This window comes from Pseudoalteromonas galatheae, from assembly GCF_005886105.2.
GTDB classification, from domain to species: Bacteria; Pseudomonadota; Gammaproteobacteria; order Enterobacterales; family Alteromonadaceae; genus Pseudoalteromonas; species Pseudoalteromonas galatheae.
Map to the genome: position 1 here is coordinate 3,085,571 of NZ_PNCO02000001.1, position 16,477 is coordinate 3,102,047.

The following is a 16,477-nucleotide window of genomic DNA, read 5'->3' on the forward strand; positions in this document are numbered from 1 at the left end:
TCTTACTTCTTACAAAATGCCCCCTAAAGAAAAAAGCCCAAATCTTTCGACCCGAGCTTTGCAGTTACTTATGTCATTCTGTGTCTACTACTGAGTAAGACCTCACATACCCAAGTAGCATAACTTCATTACTCTCTTATTTGGCCTTCACCATTCACTAAAAACTTTTCTGTTGTTAGCGACTCCAAGCCCATAGGTCCGTAAGCGTGTAATTTGGTTGTAGCAATACCAATTTCGGCACCTAGGCCTAACGCTGAACCATCACTAAAGCGTGAAGAGGCGTTAACCATCACGACAGAAGCATCTACACCGCGTTGGAACAAGTCCGCAGCAGCCTCGTCTTCTGTACAGATAACTTCGGTGTGGTGACTACCAAAGCGATCTATATGTGCAAGCGCTGCATTAAAATCAGCAACCTGACGAACCGCAATTTCAAGGCTCAAGTATTCCTCGCCAAACTCATCATCGCTTAACTCAACAGCATTATCGAAGTAAGCCACGGTTTGCTTACATGCATTGATTTTTACACCTCGTTCAGCCAACGCGGCAGCAACTTTCGGTAAAAAAGTCGAAGCAATATCTTGATGAACAATTAACCCTTCAAGCGCATTACATACACCAGTGCGCTGCGTTTTACCATTTAATAGAAGCGCCATTGCTTTATCGAGATCGGCCGCTTTATCTATATATAAGTGACACACGCCTTTAAAATGCTGGATCACTGGCACCGTACTATTCTCAGTAACGAAATTGATTAGACCTTCACCGCCACGTGGGATGATAAGGTCGATATACTCTTTTTGCTGCATCAGCTCCATTAGCAATGCGCGATCTGGATCTGGAATAACAGAAACCAACGCGGCAGGTAAGTTATGTTTTTCAAGCGCTCTATGCATCGCTTTTGCGATTTCTAAAGAACTCGCTAGTGCTTCTTTACCACCGCGTAAAATAACGCCATTACCAGATTTAAAACACAGCGCACCGGCGTCGGCGGTGACATTGGGGCGCGCCTCATAAATCATGCAAACAACACCAAGTGGCACTCGCATTTTGCTGATTTTAATGCCATTTGGTCTTACGCCCATGTCTCTGCGTGCCCCTACTGGGTCGTCCAGTTGAATGATAGTTTCAATACCTTCTGCCATGCTTTCAATTCGCGCTTGATTAAGCGTTAACCTATCAATCATAGCGTCGCTAAGCTGGTTATCACGAGCAGCAGCTAAATCAGCTTCATTGGCTCTAATAATCGCTTCGCTGCTTTCGCGGATCCCTTTTGCCATATCTGCTAACACAGCGTTTTTTTGCTCTGTAGTTAATAGTGCTAACTGTTTCGCCGCTTTTGCAGCCTGTGATGAAATATCTGTAATTAAACTCATGTCTTATGACTTCTCCAATAAAGCTATATCTTGTTCTGAAATAACGGGTCCGATACTATCTTGAATTTTTTCGCTGATCGGACTCTCTTCATGTTCAGTTAAAAAGTTCAGCAGGCAGCTACTGTAATTGGTGGTCGCTTTTGCTAATCGCTTCCCATCTTTACTTCTTACGAGTATGGTATCACCAACAGAAAATTCACCTTTTACTTCAGTGATTTCATCACCACTTAACTGACCCACGACTTGGTTTTCACTAGAACCGTAATCGCTGTCTACAACTAGCTCTCCCTGCTCAGAGGCTGTGTGAGTCATCCAATGCACCGCTTCTTGCATCGGTTTATCATAAGCAGTAAATACAGTCCCAGGGTTTTTCCCCGCCAACAACAATTCAAAGGTCGTTTCCTCGAAGCCGTTAACAATATAGGTATCTATACCGTGAGAGGTTGCCTTTTCAGCGGCTTCGATTTTGGTCTTCATACCACCGGTGCCAACCTTACTCGTTGGACAACCTGCCATATCGTAGATTTCTTCGGTGATCTCAGTTACCTCTGAAATCAGCTCTGCGTCAGCGTGTAAATTAGGATTTTTGTTATATAAACCGCTAACATCAGAACAAATAATTAGCCCATCAGCATCAGCTGCCCCAGCGACCATGGCTGATAAATTATCGTTATCACCCACCTTCAGGTCGTCTGTGGTCACGGTGTCATTTTCATTGATAATAGGCAGTATTCCATGATCGAGTAAAGTGAATATTGTTTCACGAATACTGGTGTATCGCTCTCTATCACGTAGGTCTCCGTGAGTCAGCAATATCTGCGCCGACGGGAAGTCGAAGAAACGGTCCCACGTAGCCATCATCTCGGTTTGGCCAGCTGCCGCCATCGCTTTTTTCACCGCAATGCTAGGCTGCTCTGCGTTTGGAAATAAGTGCGACCCTGCTGCGACTGAACCCGAAGAGACGAGGATCACTTCGATACCTCTGGCTCGACACCGCACGATGAATTGCGCGATGCTGAGTAAATAGCGGGATCGACACCCATCTTGCTCTGGCGCGATTAACGCACTCCCGATCTTGATTACGATACGTTTTGACTGTTTCATCGACATAAATTCCTGCATTAAATTAACCACTCACTCACGAGTTGGTACTCCAAATATCTCCTATTAGAAGACAACAGAAAGCGCAATGCATCGACCAAAAAGTCGGCAAATAGATAAAACAAACAGACGTGCGACGGCGAAGACCTTAGTCCCATCATGTCGCCACACATGCTAAACCCAGACACAGTAACGATCGTTAACTGGCTGACATTTCACTAATAGAAGATTGATTGTGACATCAAGTACTTAACCCTTGACGTCGAGCCGTTTCCAACAGGGCCACCATGGTTTGGTGCGGCCGGAAAGGCTGTACCGCAATGAATAATTGCGTAATGAGTAGATTGTGAATGACGGCGCGACTTACTCCACGCCTTGAACGCTTATTACCTTAACTTAAGCTCGGGTAAGATTGCAACCCTATCCCATGTTAATTATTTATGACCACCATAAATCAATTTTATAATAGCTTATTTTCAGTAATTTATTCACTTTACCCTCATTCGCGCTGTGTTATAACAGGATGCTAGCTATACTGATAAAAATGTTGGGACAATCCAACCGGGGAGAATCTATGTCAGCAATCTACATTGCAGGTATTGCAGTATGTTCTGTAATAGCACAATGGCTTGCTTGGGCCTTTAAGGTTCCAGCAATTTTGTTTTTACTTCTTATTGGCCTTGCTTTGGGACCGTTTAGCGGCACGCTGGACCCAGATGCCTTACTCGGGGATTTACTCTTTCCCGTCGTCTCGCTTTCCGTTGCAGTTATTCTCTTTGAAGGCTCGCTAACCCTACACTTTAAAGAACTCAAAGGGATTGGCAAGGTCGTACGTAATCTCTGTTCTATCGGGATGCTGGCAACCTTTGCAGTGATAGCAACGACGGCTATTTTCGTGCTGGAACTTAACTGGCAAGTTGCCGCTGTTTTGGGAGCCGTACTTGTGGTGACCGGTCCAACGGTTATTGCTCCAATGCTGAACGCAATGCGCCCAGACAAAGACATAGATCGTATTTTACGTTGGGAAGGTATAGTCATAGACCCAATTGGTGCACTCTTTGCCGTACTTGTATTTGAAGCAGTCTCTTTAGTCGGTGGCGAAGGTATCTTTAGTCACACCTTGTGGGCGCTAGTATCAACCCTTGGTGTTGGGATCAGTATTGGTGTCGCATCAGGTTACCTAACCACATACCTAATAAGAAAAGAGTGGCTTCCTTTCGAGCTTCACAAATTCGCCATTTTAGCGCTAGTGTTGTTTAGCTTTACGCTATCGAATCATCTGAGCCATGAGTCGGGTTTACTAGCCGTGACCATCTTTGGTATTTGGCTCGCGAACCAAGACGACTTGGAAATCGATTCAGTGTTGGAGTTTAAAGAAGATCTTTCAATGATCCTGATTTCGAGCTTATTTATCTTACTCGCGGCACGACTCAAGCTAGAAGATTTAATGCTACTAGACACCGACGTCTTTATCTTTCTCGCGGTAGTATTGTTTATTGCTCGACCACTGTCGATATTCTTATCGACGTTCAACACTGACTTACCGATAAAGTCTCGTATTCTGTTAAGCTGGATAGCTCCTCGAGGCATTGTTGCTGCAGCCGTTGGCTCAGTTTTTGCGTTGAGTATGACAAAATCACAAATCGCAGATGCGGATAAAATGGTGCCACTCATTTTCACCGTTATCATCATTACGGTAGTATTACAAAGCCTAACGGCAACGCCTTTCGCGCGTCTTTTAGGAGTTCGTCAACCAAAACCCAATACCTTACTCATTATTGGTGCAAATCATGTAGCAAGAGCGGTTGCTAAGGGCTTAAAAGATCAAAATGTTGATGTTTACCTATCCGATCCCGCATGGGAAAACTGCAAAATGGCAAGAATGGACGGGCTGCCTTGTTACTATGGTAATCCACAGTCGGAACATGCAGAACGTTACCTGCCGTTGACCAGCCTAAAATCGGTCTTAGCGCTTTCACCTAACCGCCACCACAACGCATTAGGTGTACAATACTTTTCTCACTTACTTGGTGATCAGTGTGTTTATTCGCTCAAATCATCCACTAACCATGCTAAGGCGAACAAAGATAGTGCTACTTTTCTTTCTCGCCAAATCTTGTTTGGTGACGAAGGTAATTACGCCAAGCTAAGCAGCATGATGGCAAAGGGCGGCAAAGTAAGCGTAACTCGGATCTCAGAAGAGTTTAAATGGGAACAGTATAAAGAGGTTAACAGTGAAGCAATCCCACTGTTTGTACTCACAGAGCAGAACAAAGATGAAGAGCCTTTGTTGATCCGCCCATTTACCTCTGACATGAAAAGGCTACCAGAAGAAGGCGATCGCGTATTAGCGTTACAACCGCCTAAGTTAACGGTGCTTAAAGATCCAAACGCCAATAAAGAAGGCCAAATTGGTGCAAAGCTTAGCAGCCAGCAAATCACTTAACCTGAGATTTGGATCAGCAATAAACAAGCGTACGAGCCTTATTTAGAAGCAAGCTAAGCGGCGTAAATCACGCCGCTTTTACTTTCCACTCACAACCTGCTGAAAGTAATATCTATTGACCCGACGGAGTTAACCTAAGCTCAGGCTATATAGGCAACCTAGCGCGCTTCACCACGCTATCTGGCATTTTATTTGCCAACTCCCCTAGTGCTACCTGAATTCGCTTATGTAGCTTTTTATCAGCAACTGCGGAATGGAACAGCCATCGATAGGCATCTTCATAGTCTCTAGGACTGCCATGACCTTGATTAAACACATCTACAAGCCTTAATTGAGCATTTAAGTTACCAAGTGCTGCGGCCTCTCTAAGATAGGTTACCGCCATTGCTTTATCTTCTTGCACCAACTGGCCAACATCATAGTAACGACCTAATTGCTCAAGCGCCGCCGCAAGGCCCTGCTCTGCCGCCCTTTTCATATAATAAAGACCGAGTTCAACATTTCTGTCTACACACACGGCATAAGCTAGCATGTCACCATAGAGAAATTGATACGAAGGCAGCGCCATAATTTCAGCACGCGCTTCAATATCTTTAACTAACTGACACTCATCCGCCTTAACCCGAGCGAGGTGTTGATTTTTTTCAATCAGCGCTAATAGCTCTTGCTGCGTGTATAAAGGCACAGCTTCGATTGCCTCTTCGGCAGATACTTTGCTCTGTATACTGAGACTTAAGGAAACACTCAATGCTGTAGCTGCAAAATAACGAAGTAAGTAATTCATCGAAGACCCATCAAAGTAAAGCTGATTATTTAACTATAGCAGGCTACAAAAGCAACTTACTTGCTCTGCAGCAACATCGACACTCAAATATGATTAAGCATTATTTACGCCAAAGCGCAGTCTAATTTTATCATATGAGCAAACATTCGCTTATTTATCGGCAGGAAGACAAAAACTTGTAGGGTAATAGACACAAAAAAAGCTGCCGTAGCAGCTTCTTTCTTTATCAATCGACAGCTGGATTATTCAGCAAAAGGGTTTCGAACAATCATTGTCTCAACGCGGTCTGGGCCTGTTGAGATGATATCAATTGGCACGCCAGTGATTTCTTCTAGGCGCTTGATATAGTTGATAGCGGCTTCTGGAAGCTGCTCAACTGAAGTTGCACCAAAGGTGTTTTCGCTCCAGCCAGGCATTTCTTCGTATACCGGAGTTACTTTCTCGTAGCCTTCAGCAGCAAGTGGAGTCACATTGGTCACTGTGCCGTCTTCTAACTGGTAACCAGTACAGATTTTTACTTTTTCTAGACCATCAAGTACGTCTAGTTTAGTTAAGCAGAAACCACTGATGCTGTTGATTTGAACTGCACGGCGCATTGCCACAGCATCAAACCAACCTGTACGACGTAAACGACCAGTTGTTGCACCAAACTCATTGCCTTTCTCACCTAAATGCTTGCCAACTGGGTCTTGCTTGTCTTGACCGTCGTAAAGCTCTGTAGGGAAAGGACCTGAACCAACACGAGTTGTATAAGCTTTAACAATACCTAAAACGTAATCTAAGTGTAGAGGACCAAAACCTGCACCAGTCGCAACACCACCTGCTGTCGTGTTTGATGAGGTTACGTACGGGTAAGTACCGTGGTCAATATCAAGTAATGTACCTTGCGCACCTTCAAATAGAATATGGTCGCCAGCATTACGCGCTTGATCAAGTAGTTCAGTAACGTCAACAATCATTGACTTAAGTACTTTTGCTACTTCCATTGCATCATCGTATGTCTTCTGGAAGTCTACTGGGTCTACTTTGTAGTAGTTAACCAAAGCGAAGTTGTGGAACTCTAGTACTTCTTTAAGCTTCGCAGCAAATTGCTCTGGGTTGAAAAGATCACCAACACGTAAACCACGACGTGCAACCTTATCTTCGTACGCAGGACCAATACCACGGCCAGTTGTACCAATGGCTTTTTCACCACGCGCTAATTCACGCGCTTGGTCTAGTGCAACGTGGTAAGGCAAGATCAAAGGACATGCTTCGCTGATCAATAGACGCTCACGTACAGGAACGCCACGAGCTTCAAGCATGTGGATTTCTTTCATTAGTGCATCTGGTGCAAGTACTACACCATTACCAATTACACATTTAACGTCTTCGCGTAGTACACCTGATGGGATCAAGTGTAGTACCGTTTTCTCACCGTTAATTACTAGTGTATGGCCAGCATTATGTCCGCCTTGGTAGCGAACAACTAAAGAAGCCTTATCTGTAAGTAGGTCAACTACTTTACCTTTACCTTCGTCACCCCATTGGGTGCCTAATACAACGACGTTTTTACCCATTGCAAATTCACTTAGAAAAAATTAGGCGCAGATTTTACCAGAAAACCATAGCTGAAATCACCCCAATTTGCCTAATTTTTCTGCTTTCAATAAGATTGATGATGTAAAGCATCAAGGCAAGTTACATAACTTGTTGAAAAGGTAGATTAATAGCTGAAAATCAAACAATGTATTTTATTTTTATATCAAAATAGCTGTATTGTTCGGATTAATCGATAACTATCTCTTTGTTATCAAAAGTAAACTTTTATAAAATGTAAAAAGCCCAAAGGTTAACCTTTGGGCTTTTTAAAATATAGCTCAAGCTTGCTGGCGAGCAGTTAAGCTTGAGTGGTTAGCCTATAGCTCTAAATCGTCTTCAACTTCAGCAAGGCCTTTATCTTCACCCTCTTCAGGCATAATAACCGCTTGCGCTAGGAGCATTTCTCTCAACTTGCCTTCAATTTCATTGGCAATCTCAACATTTTCTTTTAAGAACTTAATTGAGTTTGCTTTACCTTGACCAATCTTACTGCCGTTGTAGCTAAACCAAGCACCCGCTTTATCAACCAGTTTGTGTTTCACACCTAAGTCTATCAACTCACCTTGTTTCGACGTACCCTCGCCATACATGATGATGAACTCAGCTTGCTTAAATGGTGGTGCAACTTTGTTTTTAACAACCTTAACGCGAGTTTCATTACCAACAACCTCATCACCTTCTTTCACTGAACCGATACGTCGAATATCAAGACGTACGGATGCATAGAATTTAAGTGCGTTACCACCAGTTGTGGTTTCAGGGTTGCCAAACATCACACCAATCTTCATGCGAATTTGGTTGATGAAAATACATAACGTGTTCGAACGTTTGATATTAGCAGTAAGCTTACGCAATGCTTGTGACATGAGTCGAGCCTGCAAGCCAACGTGTGAATCACCCATATCGCCTTCGATTTCAGCTTTGGGGGTCAGTGCTGCTACCGAGTCAATAACAACCAAATCAACCGCACCAGAACGAACTAACATGTCACAAATTTCAAGCGCTTGTTCACCGGTGTCAGGCTGAGACACCAGTAGTTCATCAACATTAACCCCTAGCTTCTCAGCATAGATTGGGTCGAGCGCGTGCTCAGCATCAACGAACGCACATGTTTTTCCCATCTTTTGCGCTTCTGCAATCGCTTGTAATGTTAGCGTTGTTTTACCTGATGATTCTGGGCCATAGATTTCAACAATACGACCAGTTGGTAAGCCGCCGATACCAAGTGCAATATCCAGACCTAATGAACCCGTTGAGATGGCTTCAATATCTAGCGCCTTGTTCTCACCCAGTTTCATGATTGAGCCTTTACCAAACTGACGCTCAATTTGTGATAGTGCTGCGTCTAATGCCTTTTGCTTGTTATCGTTCATTTGCTTCTCCAATTCAGCGTAATGACACCTAGTATACTGTATGAAATCACAGTATCAAGTGGAATTTTATGATTTTACCATTGCTATAGTATTTTTTAATGCAAATTCAATAGCTTGAACTCTTACTTCGGCCCTATTTCCAGAAAATACTTGGTGAAATGCCTGAACTTTTTCACTATTTGCAATAGCAAACCATACAGTACCTACGGGCTTATCAACACTGCCCCCTGTTGGTCCTGCGATACCGGACACAGCAATGGCAACTTCAGCCTTGGCTGCCTGCTGAGCGCCTTTTGCCATCTCCACAACCGTTTGTTCACTCACTGCACCAAATTGTGTTAGGGTTTGTTGTGATACCCCCAATAATTCGTGCTTAGCTTGATTACTATATGTTACAAAACAACGTTCGATATAAGCAGAGCTCCCCGGCGTATCTGTTAACGCATAACTCACCCCACCACCTGTACATGACTCTGCGGTAGTGATTGTTACGCCGTTATTCGTTAGAATAGCGCCCAATTGTGCCGCATATTCGGCTATCTCTTTGTAGTGCTCCATAGGAAAACCTTTTAGGTATCAATAATGTCGTCAGATCTATATTCAGAACACACTATAAACCAACAAACCCCAATGATGCAGCAATACCTGCGAATTAAAGCGCAGCATCAAGAAATCTTGCTGTTCTATCGCATGGGCGACTTTTATGAACTCTTCTTTGACGATGCCATCAGAGCGGCGCAGCTTCTCGATATTTCTCAAACCTATCGCGGCAAAGCCGGTGGCAATCCAATTCCAATGGCGGGTGTTCCCTATCATGCAGTTGAAAACTACTTAGCTCGCTTGGTACAACTAGGTGAATCTGTTGCTATTTGTGAGCAAGTTGGCGACCCTGCGACCAGTAAAGGGCCTGTAGAACGTAAAGTTGTGCGTATTGTTACTCCAGGTACCGTCACCGACGAAGCACTATTGCAAGAACGCCAAGATAATTTACTTGCGGCGGTCTACCAACATCCAAAAAACTTAGGTTATGGTGTTGCCTATCTTGATATTAACTCGGGCCGATTTAATATCGTCGAGCTACAGACTGACGAAGCACTTAATTCTACGCTACAGCGCTTGCAGCCCGCTGAATTGTTATATCCAGAGTCATTTCAGAACCTTTTAGTGCTAGAAAGTATTAAAGGCAGTCGCCGCCGCCCGGATTGGGAGTTCGATTTAGACACAGCAAAGCATTTACTCTGTCAACAGTTTGAAACCCGCGATTTAGTCGGTTTTGGTGTCGACAATGCCAATATGGGTTTAATCGCTGCAGGTTGTGTCATGCAATACGTAAAAGACACGCAGCGCACGGCATTACCTCATATTCGTGCGATCACGCTCGAAAAGAATGAGCACGCGGTGATCTTAGATGCCGCGACGCGCAAAAACTTAGAGCTAACACTGAATCTCTCTGGTGGTGTTGAAAACACCTTAGCGCAGATTTTAGATAAGTCTTCAACGGCCATGGGTTCGCGCTTACTAAAACGCCGTATTCATACGCCCGTGCGCGAACGCAAAGAGCTCAATGCTCGCCTCAATGCGATTGCAAGCCTTATCGAACAACAACTATGCATGGAAGTTTACGATGCACTAAAACACATTGGCGATATTGAACGAGTCGTAGCACGGTTAGCCTTGTTTACCGCTCGTCCGCGTGATCTAACGCGTTTAAGAAGTGCATTACAAGCGTTACCGCCATTGCATGATATTTTACAAGACGCGACGGATGCGAGACTTCAGTCTATCATTAGCCACTCACCGGCATTACCTAAGTTACAAGATTTGTTAGAACGAGCGGTTATCGACAATCCCCCTGTTCTCATTCGTGATGGTGGAGTAATAGCACAGGGCTACAATGCAGAGCTTGACGAGCTGCGTGCATTAAGCGCAGGTGCCACAGACGTATTAGAAAAACTTGAAGAAAGAGAGCGCGAGCGCACAGGGATCTCAACATTAAAAATTGGGTATAATCGCGTTCACGGATTTTATATTGAGATCAGCCGCGCCAATTCGCACTTAGTGCCTGCAGAATACATTCGCAGACAAACACTGAAAAATAACGAGCGCTATATTATTCCTGAGCTAAAAGAGCATGAGGATAAAGTGCTTGGTAGCCAATCGAAGGCGCTAGCACTTGAAAAGCGCCTGTATGAAGAGCTCTTTGAACTCATCGCTCCTTATATTGAACAATTGCAAGTCATGGCAGCGGCGCTTGCGGATTTAGACGTATTAAACACCTTAGCCGAACGTGCTCAGACACTAGACTATTGCAAGCCCACGCTTACCGAGGGCACCGAAATTGATTTAGTGGATGGTCGCCATCCAGTCGTAGAACAAGTAAGTAAAGAGCCATTCATTGCCAACCCAGTAAAACTCAACGATGAACGGAAAATGCTCATTATTACAGGGCCAAATATGGGTGGTAAATCGACCTATATGCGCCAAACCGCGTTAATTGTGTTGATGGCGCATATTGGCAGCTATGTGCCGGCAAGCGCAGCCACCATCGGAATTGTCGATCGTATTTTTACTCGTATTGGTGCCAGTGACGACCTTGCCTCTGGGCGCTCAACCTTTATGGTTGAAATGACCGAAACTGCAACCATTTTAAACAATGCAACCGCCCAATCATTGGTGCTGATGGACGAAATTGGCCGTGGTACAAGCACCTATGACGGTTTATCACTTGCTTATGCAACAGCGGATTATCTCGCCAGCAAAATTGCAGCAAAAACACTATTTGCTACTCATTATTTTGAGTTAACCGAATTGGCTGAGCAACAAGCAGGCCTTGTTAATGTGCATTTGGATGCCGTTGAACATAACGATACCATTGCCTTCAAACATACCGTGATGGAAGGGGCTGCAAGTAAGAGTTTTGGTTTACAGGTAGCAAGTCTTGCTGGCGTGCCAAAAGCCGTGATTAAGTTGGCGAAACAGAAACTCGCTTTGTTAGAGCAACATCAGAGTGTTATTGGCGATAAGCCTACTCATGTAGCTGCGCCTCTACAACAGAGCTTAATGCTTGCCAATGAGCCTTCTGAGGTTGAAGCACTACTTGCAGATATGGATCCCGATGATATGACACCAAAGCAAGCTCATGCTTTGCTATATCAACTTAAATCTATGCTTTAGAAAGTTATGCTATGGAAAGTAAAAAGCGGCTAAAAGCCGCTTTTTTAATGTTCTCTCACAATTAGAACTTGTGGTTATACTGAAGACCAAAGATCATCGCATGGCCTTTAGAACGGAAACCCCACTTGCTTTGCGCTTTGTCAGTCTCAACAAAGTTTTGAGTCTTACCTCTTAACAAGCTGATACCAAAATCAAGTGTTGCTTGATTTGGTAAAGTGTACTCAGCACCAAAAGAGTACCATGTACGGTCTGTGTCTGGGATTGAAATAGACAGGTGGTTTTCATCCGCTGGCGATTCATCATACGCCATGCCAGCACGCAACTTAACAGACTCATTTAACTGATAGTCAGCACCTACAGAGAAACGCAAAGAGTTTGAAAAGTTTTCTTCTTTAGTGAATGCCGACTGCGAAGTACCGATAATCGCCTCAAGCTCATCAAAGCTGCTCCAGCCTGTCCATAATACGCTGTAGTGAACAGAGGTTGCTGAGTTTAACTTATGTGAACCGGAAATTTCAGCTATTGCGGGTAGTGTTATATCTACATATCCAGGAACAGATTCGTTGCCAGTACCACCTATTTCCGGAGGCAAAGCACTACGGAAGTGGCCATCAAAAGTAATGTCCGTTTCGCTGCGATAATGGAAACCAAGGCGATTGTTTTCATCAATTTGATAAGCTACACCCACATTCCAACCAAAGCCAGTATCATCACCTTCAAGGTGAACAGCTTCAAGGCTAGCCAGCTGACCTAAGTTGTTAGCACCCAAATTACGGATGATTTTTGCATCGGCATAAACATGGTTAATACCTAGAGCAACACTCCACTGCTCATCCACTTGGTATGATGCGGAGATACCAGCATTAACTGTGACGATTTCAGTTTCACCCGCAATTTGGCCTGCCACATAATCCTCATCGAACTCTGTAGATAGACCAAACTGTGAATAGATACCAGCACCAATCGACCATTGGTCATTATATTTGTGTGTCGCATAAATAGCAGGAATAATAGCACTTGGTGCGATGCTGTTGTCATTTAACGCTGAAGCAGGGATACCATTGCTAGTACCTGTTCCCGTCAGGCTTACGTCCGGTTGAACATACATAGCTGCTACTGATAGTTGCGTGCCCGGTAGCTGACCCATCAATGCTGGGTTACGTGCAACCACTGACGCATCGTCGGCTGCAGATGCTTCACCCGCATAAGCACGACCAAGGCCAGATACGTTTTGTTCCGCAAGTTGAAAGGCGGCAGCTAGTGCTTGTGATGACGATAAAATCGCACCTGATGCGATAAGACCTAATAATACTTTGTTCATACTCTAATCCCCTGTGAACTAACCATTTCCTGAGTAATGGTTAAAAAAACCAATTCGAGTAACACTGCGTAGCCTCACTTTGACCTTGCTCACCTAGCCAATATCCAGCTATGCCACACACCCACCAAATTGGCAGAATAATAAATTCATGACACCCTACCTAAAAGTGGAGTAGAAATCTCCTTTTTTGCGACTTTTCGTTGATTAAGTGAACATATAACGAACAAATTACGCACTTTATAAACTCATCGGATGAGATAAATTATCAAATGATAATAATTACCAATATCATTGACGTACCTTCACCCCTTATATACACTCTTCAATCTGAGTATGAATCATTCTGTGTGCTAATCGTGCCAAGGAGAACAACATGTCGATAGCATTAATCGTTTGCGCATTGGTATTTTGCGGTCTCAGCGTATATTGCCTGTGTAAAGCAAACTACTGTGCCTGTCGCCACGCAGGAGAGTGTGATAACCCAGTCAGTCAATACTGGTTAGGTGCTATTGTCGCAGCGCTGCTATCACTGCTGTTAAGCTGTGCGGCGTTACATTCGGAAAAGGGAACATTGCTGTGGATATTAATGATGGCAAGCTGTATGACTGGCGCGATGCTCTCTGCTAGGTGGCAAAACCTCAAAAGGCGCTGTAAAAACGCTTTCTTCCCTGTCGCGCAATCCAAACCTTAAATCAATAATTGATCTCTTAGCAGTCGTGAGAGGTTAATTTGATAATCAAGCGGCCTGACACTTGCGATCACTTTTATATCTGACTCGCTTAAATCCAAATCTTTTGCCGTAACATGGTGGAGATGTTTGGTATTGTAAAACACACGTACAAGAGGCGCGGTGGGTGCATGTTTATTGCCTTCGAGTACCAACCCTAATCGCTCGTTGGTCAGTTTAACAATAGTTCCTACGGGGTGAACCCCCATACACTTAATAAATCGTTGCACTAAAATAGGGTCAAATTGCTTTTTACTCGACAATAAAAAACGTAAAGCATTGATTGGTTCATCAGCCTCTTTGTGGTGCTGATCTGAAGTTATGGCGTCGTATACATCTACAATCGCCATCATTCTTGCCGCGGTGCTGAGTGCGTCGTCTTTAATTCCTCTGGGATAGCCTGTACCATCTAAGCGTTCATGATGGTTGATGATCATGTCCAGCATAATAGGCGTGATCCCAGACTCACCTTTGCTCAACCCCAACGACTGCGCCACATGTTTTTTGACCGCACGATACTCAAGATCGGTAAAATTACCCGGCTTATTGATCAGCCCCTGCGGTAGCTTAGCGTGACCAATGTCATGCAACATCGCCCCCGTGGCTAACTGTTCAATAATGTGTTGTTGCAAACCGAGGTGCTTAGCAAATACAGTGATCAGAATTGCGCAGTTAGTCATATGACGCCAATTGTAGGCATCTTTGTCTTTGATCCGAGTTAAAATCGCCATCGCATTTGAATTACGCAATACCGAATCGACGATGTCTTTACTTACCTCATTGATGAGGCTCATATCGACCTTCAAACCCGATGTTACATCTCCATAGAGGCTTTGGATCTGCCGATTATTTTTTTCAAACTTTTGCATCGCAACCGCGAATTCTTGCTGCAAAGTTTGTTCTTTACTCACCGTTTTAGCTTTGGGTTTTGGCTTGCTGCGAGCGGTGGAGAGACTACCATCCATGCCATTTTTCGCGGCAGGTTCTTCAGGGGCTTGTGGCGCTTCAGTGACAGGCTCTGCTGGTTGCTGATATTTCTGTGGTACAGGAATATCACTCTGCGTAAAGTCTATGGTGAGCTCTAACACCCCTTTATCAATCAGCCTTTGAATGATAGCTTCATCTCTAACCATTCCCCGAGATTTAATCTTAATACCCGCGTCAGACTTATGTTTGTGAACATTATCCACAAACATTCCAGGTCTAAGATCTTCAATGGGAAGGACAATCTGCATGAATCGCTTACACTACGTAATTAGCCAATGAATATTAATACCATTGAATGAGGTGAAACACCATCTATTCAGATTAAATTCACACAAAGGTATGGTGAAATTACAACCTTTCAAAAACCTCAGGAGATATCAATTTGCTTAATTAAGTGATCTATTTTGAGGTATTTGTGAAGCATTGCCGGAGGGAAACCCAACACCGTATACATGCTGGGTTTTATATAGTTGCTATTCTTGGAAATAAGTTCCCCAACCGTCGTATTCAACGCCAGCGTCTAATGCAACCTTTTCTAACTTGTCTACGTCTTCCATGATGACGTCGGTATCCAGTTCGGCTTCTACAACAACATCAAAGCCCCAAATTTTGCCGCCGTCTTCGAGCTCAAGCTCTGCTGGTTCTTCAACATCATAGCCCAATTTAAATGCTGCTAATGCTGCTGCTTCCAGCTTGTCAAAGTCCTCACTTACAAAGTGATGTTCTACTTCATAAAGCGTTTCAGGGTTTGAACCGTCTTCTAGCAATGAAGAAACGATGTCTTCACTTATCTCACGCCAGTTTTCCATTATTTTAATCTCGCTTTTGCATCTAGTTCAGCTATTCTTTGAGCCATTTTAGCATGGATCTGAGCAGCGTGATCCCTCGCTGGCACTTCTGGGTCTAAATATTCTGGCTCTAGCATGTCAATATAGACCTTACCATTATTCCAACGATTGAGTTTTATCTGCTCATGAGTTGAACTCATACACACTGGGATGATAGGCACGTTGGCGCTCATCGCAGTGTGAAATGCCCCGGTTTTAAAGGGCAACAAACCGCGACCATAGCTTCTGGTTCCTTCAGGGAACATCCAAACTGATAGTTTTGACTCGGTGATTTTTTTTGCTGATTTGGTCAGTGTTCCTAAGGCTTTAGAACGATTAGCTCTATCAATCAAAATGTTGCCAGATAGCCAATACATTTGCCCAAAAAACGGGATCCACTTTAAGCTTTTTTTCCCCATGCTAACAGTGTTTTTTGGCACCACGGCCGGCAGCGTAAAGAGATCATAATTATTTTGGTGATTTGCAACATACATCGCGGGAACAACATGTTTAGCATTTTCATGCTGCGTGATCACCAACTCAACACCTATCAACTTTGACATATAGCCATACCATCTGGCTATCGTGTGCACATTATTGGCGTGAAAAGGACGCACAATGCACAATAACAATCCACAAATACCACTAACAATGATAAACACTGCTAATAAGAGAATTCGTATAATGGCAATCAATTTAACCACTCCAGAATTAAAATCTTGCGCATTATAGTAAAATAAGCGAACACTTGTAAGCTCAAAATGATGATAGTTTAGAGGC

Annotated in this window: 13 protein-coding genes; 3 read left to right on the forward strand and 10 right to left on the reverse strand. The window is 43.8% G+C overall.

The annotated features are described in order from the left end of the window. Positions 1-128: 128 nt before the first annotated feature. Both CWC29_RS13715 and proB read right to left on the reverse strand, forming a co-directional pair. Positions 129-1,376, reverse strand: a complete 1,248-nt coding sequence (locus tag CWC29_RS13715; RefSeq protein WP_128727719.1) for a glutamate-5-semialdehyde dehydrogenase — start codon at positions 1,374-1,376, stop codon at positions 129-131. Between the two features lie 3 nt (positions 1,377-1,379). Further along, positions 1,380-2,486: a glutamate 5-kinase gene (proB, locus tag CWC29_RS13720; protein ID WP_408004174.1), complete on the reverse strand. Its 1,107-nt coding sequence runs from the start codon at positions 2,484-2,486 to the stop codon at positions 1,380-1,382. Positions 2,487-3,051: 565 nt separating this feature from the next. On the opposite strand from proB, the gene CWC29_RS13725 reads away from it, so the two are divergent. After that, positions 3,052-4,923, forward strand: a complete 1,872-nt coding sequence (locus CWC29_RS13725) for a cation:proton antiporter (RefSeq protein WP_138524186.1) — start codon at positions 3,052-3,054, stop codon at positions 4,921-4,923. Between the two features lie 145 nt (positions 4,924-5,068). On the opposite strand, the gene CWC29_RS13730 is transcribed toward CWC29_RS13725, so the two are convergent. The 4 genes from CWC29_RS13730 to CWC29_RS13745 all read right to left on the reverse strand — a co-directional run bounded on the left by CWC29_RS13730 (position 5,069) and on the right by CWC29_RS13745 (position 9,219). Beyond that, a complete protein-coding gene (locus tag CWC29_RS13730) occupies positions 5,069-5,707 on the reverse strand; it encodes a tetratricopeptide repeat protein (protein ID WP_128727716.1) in 639 nt (212 codons plus the stop codon). A gap of 242 nt (positions 5,708-5,949) precedes the next feature. Then, positions 5,950-7,266 carry an adenylosuccinate synthase gene (locus tag CWC29_RS13735; protein WP_095729680.1) on the reverse strand — a complete coding sequence of 439 codons (1,317 nt, stop codon included), beginning with the start codon at positions 7,264-7,266 and terminating at the stop codon, positions 5,950-5,952. A gap of 339 nt (positions 7,267-7,605) precedes the next feature. After that, positions 7,606-8,661: a recombinase RecA gene (gene recA, locus CWC29_RS13740; protein WP_095729681.1), complete on the reverse strand. Its 1,056-nt coding sequence runs from the start codon at positions 8,659-8,661 to the stop codon at positions 7,606-7,608. A gap of 66 nt (positions 8,662-8,727) precedes the next feature. Continuing rightward, complete coding sequence (locus CWC29_RS13745; protein ID WP_128727714.1) at positions 8,728-9,219, reverse strand: CinA family protein; 492 nt, start codon at positions 9,217-9,219, stop codon at positions 8,728-8,730. 24 nt (positions 9,220-9,243) lie between these two features. Here CWC29_RS13745 and mutS point away from each other — a divergent pair, with 24 nt between their 5' ends. Further along, entirely contained in the window at positions 9,244-11,835 is a 2,592-nt protein-coding gene (gene mutS / locus CWC29_RS13750) for a DNA mismatch repair protein MutS (protein WP_138524184.1), read from the forward strand. A gap of 61 nt (positions 11,836-11,896) precedes the next feature. Here mutS and CWC29_RS13755 read toward each other — a convergent pair whose 3' ends face one another. Further along, positions 11,897-13,156, reverse strand: coding sequence for an outer membrane protein transport protein (locus tag CWC29_RS13755; protein WP_138524182.1), 1,260 nt, complete (start codon positions 13,154-13,156; stop codon positions 11,897-11,899). A gap of 373 nt (positions 13,157-13,529) precedes the next feature. On the opposite strand from CWC29_RS13755, the gene CWC29_RS13760 reads away from it, so the two are divergent. After that, positions 13,530-13,847: a hypothetical protein gene (locus tag CWC29_RS13760; RefSeq protein ID WP_010374094.1), complete on the forward strand. Its 318-nt coding sequence runs from the start codon at positions 13,530-13,532 to the stop codon at positions 13,845-13,847. Here CWC29_RS13760 and CWC29_RS13765 read toward each other — a convergent pair. From CWC29_RS13765 to CWC29_RS13775, 3 genes are all read right to left on the reverse strand, one after another. Further along, positions 13,844-15,118, reverse strand: coding sequence for an HD-GYP domain-containing protein (locus CWC29_RS13765; protein ID WP_128727711.1), 1,275 nt, complete (start codon positions 15,116-15,118; stop codon positions 13,844-13,846). The genes CWC29_RS13760 and CWC29_RS13765 overlap by 4 nt on opposite strands. A 225-nt stretch (positions 15,119-15,343) precedes the next feature. Beyond that, complete coding sequence (gene rraB / locus CWC29_RS13770) at positions 15,344-15,679, reverse strand: ribonuclease E inhibitor RraB (RefSeq protein ID WP_010374098.1); 336 nt, start codon at positions 15,677-15,679, stop codon at positions 15,344-15,346. Next, positions 15,679-16,392, reverse strand: a complete 714-nt coding sequence (locus CWC29_RS13775; RefSeq protein WP_209319055.1) for a 1-acylglycerol-3-phosphate O-acyltransferase — start codon at positions 16,390-16,392, stop codon at positions 15,679-15,681. The genes rraB and CWC29_RS13775 overlap by 1 nt, the downstream gene beginning before the upstream one ends. Positions 16,393-16,477: the final 85 nt, after the last annotated feature.

Excerpts from the sequence above, each read along its gene's own strand:
- CWC29_RS13715 (WP_128727719.1), bottom strand. The coding sequence starts at position 1,376 with ATGAGTTTAATTACAGATATTTCATCACAGGCTGCAAAAGCGGCGAAA.
- proB (WP_408004174.1), bottom strand. The coding sequence starts at position 2,486 with ATGTCGATGAAACAGTCAAAACGTATCGTAATCAAGATCGGGAGTGCG.
- CWC29_RS13725 (WP_138524186.1), top strand. The coding sequence starts at position 3,052 with ATGTCAGCAATCTACATTGCAGGTATTGCAGTATGTTCTGTAATAGCA.
- CWC29_RS13730 (WP_128727716.1), bottom strand. The coding sequence starts at position 5,707 with ATGAATTACTTACTTCGTTATTTTGCAGCTACAGCATTGAGTGTTTCC.
- CWC29_RS13735 (WP_095729680.1), bottom strand. The coding sequence starts at position 7,266 with ATGGGTAAAAACGTCGTTGTATTAGGCACCCAATGGGGTGACGAAGGT.
- recA (WP_095729681.1), bottom strand. The coding sequence starts at position 8,661 with ATGAACGATAACAAGCAAAAGGCATTAGACGCAGCACTATCACAAATT.
- CWC29_RS13745 (WP_128727714.1), bottom strand. The coding sequence starts at position 9,219 with ATGGAGCACTACAAAGAGATAGCCGAATATGCGGCACAATTGGGCGCT.
- mutS (WP_138524184.1), top strand. The coding sequence starts at position 9,244 with ATGTCGTCAGATCTATATTCAGAACACACTATAAACCAACAAACCCCA.
- CWC29_RS13755 (WP_138524182.1), bottom strand. The coding sequence starts at position 13,156 with ATGAACAAAGTATTATTAGGTCTTATCGCATCAGGTGCGATTTTATCG.
- CWC29_RS13760 (WP_010374094.1), top strand. The coding sequence starts at position 13,530 with ATGTCGATAGCATTAATCGTTTGCGCATTGGTATTTTGCGGTCTCAGC.
- CWC29_RS13765 (WP_128727711.1), bottom strand. The coding sequence starts at position 15,118 with ATGCAGATTGTCCTTCCCATTGAAGATCTTAGACCTGGAATGTTTGTG.
- rraB (WP_010374098.1), bottom strand. The coding sequence starts at position 15,679 with ATGGAAAACTGGCGTGAGATAAGTGAAGACATCGTTTCTTCATTGCTA.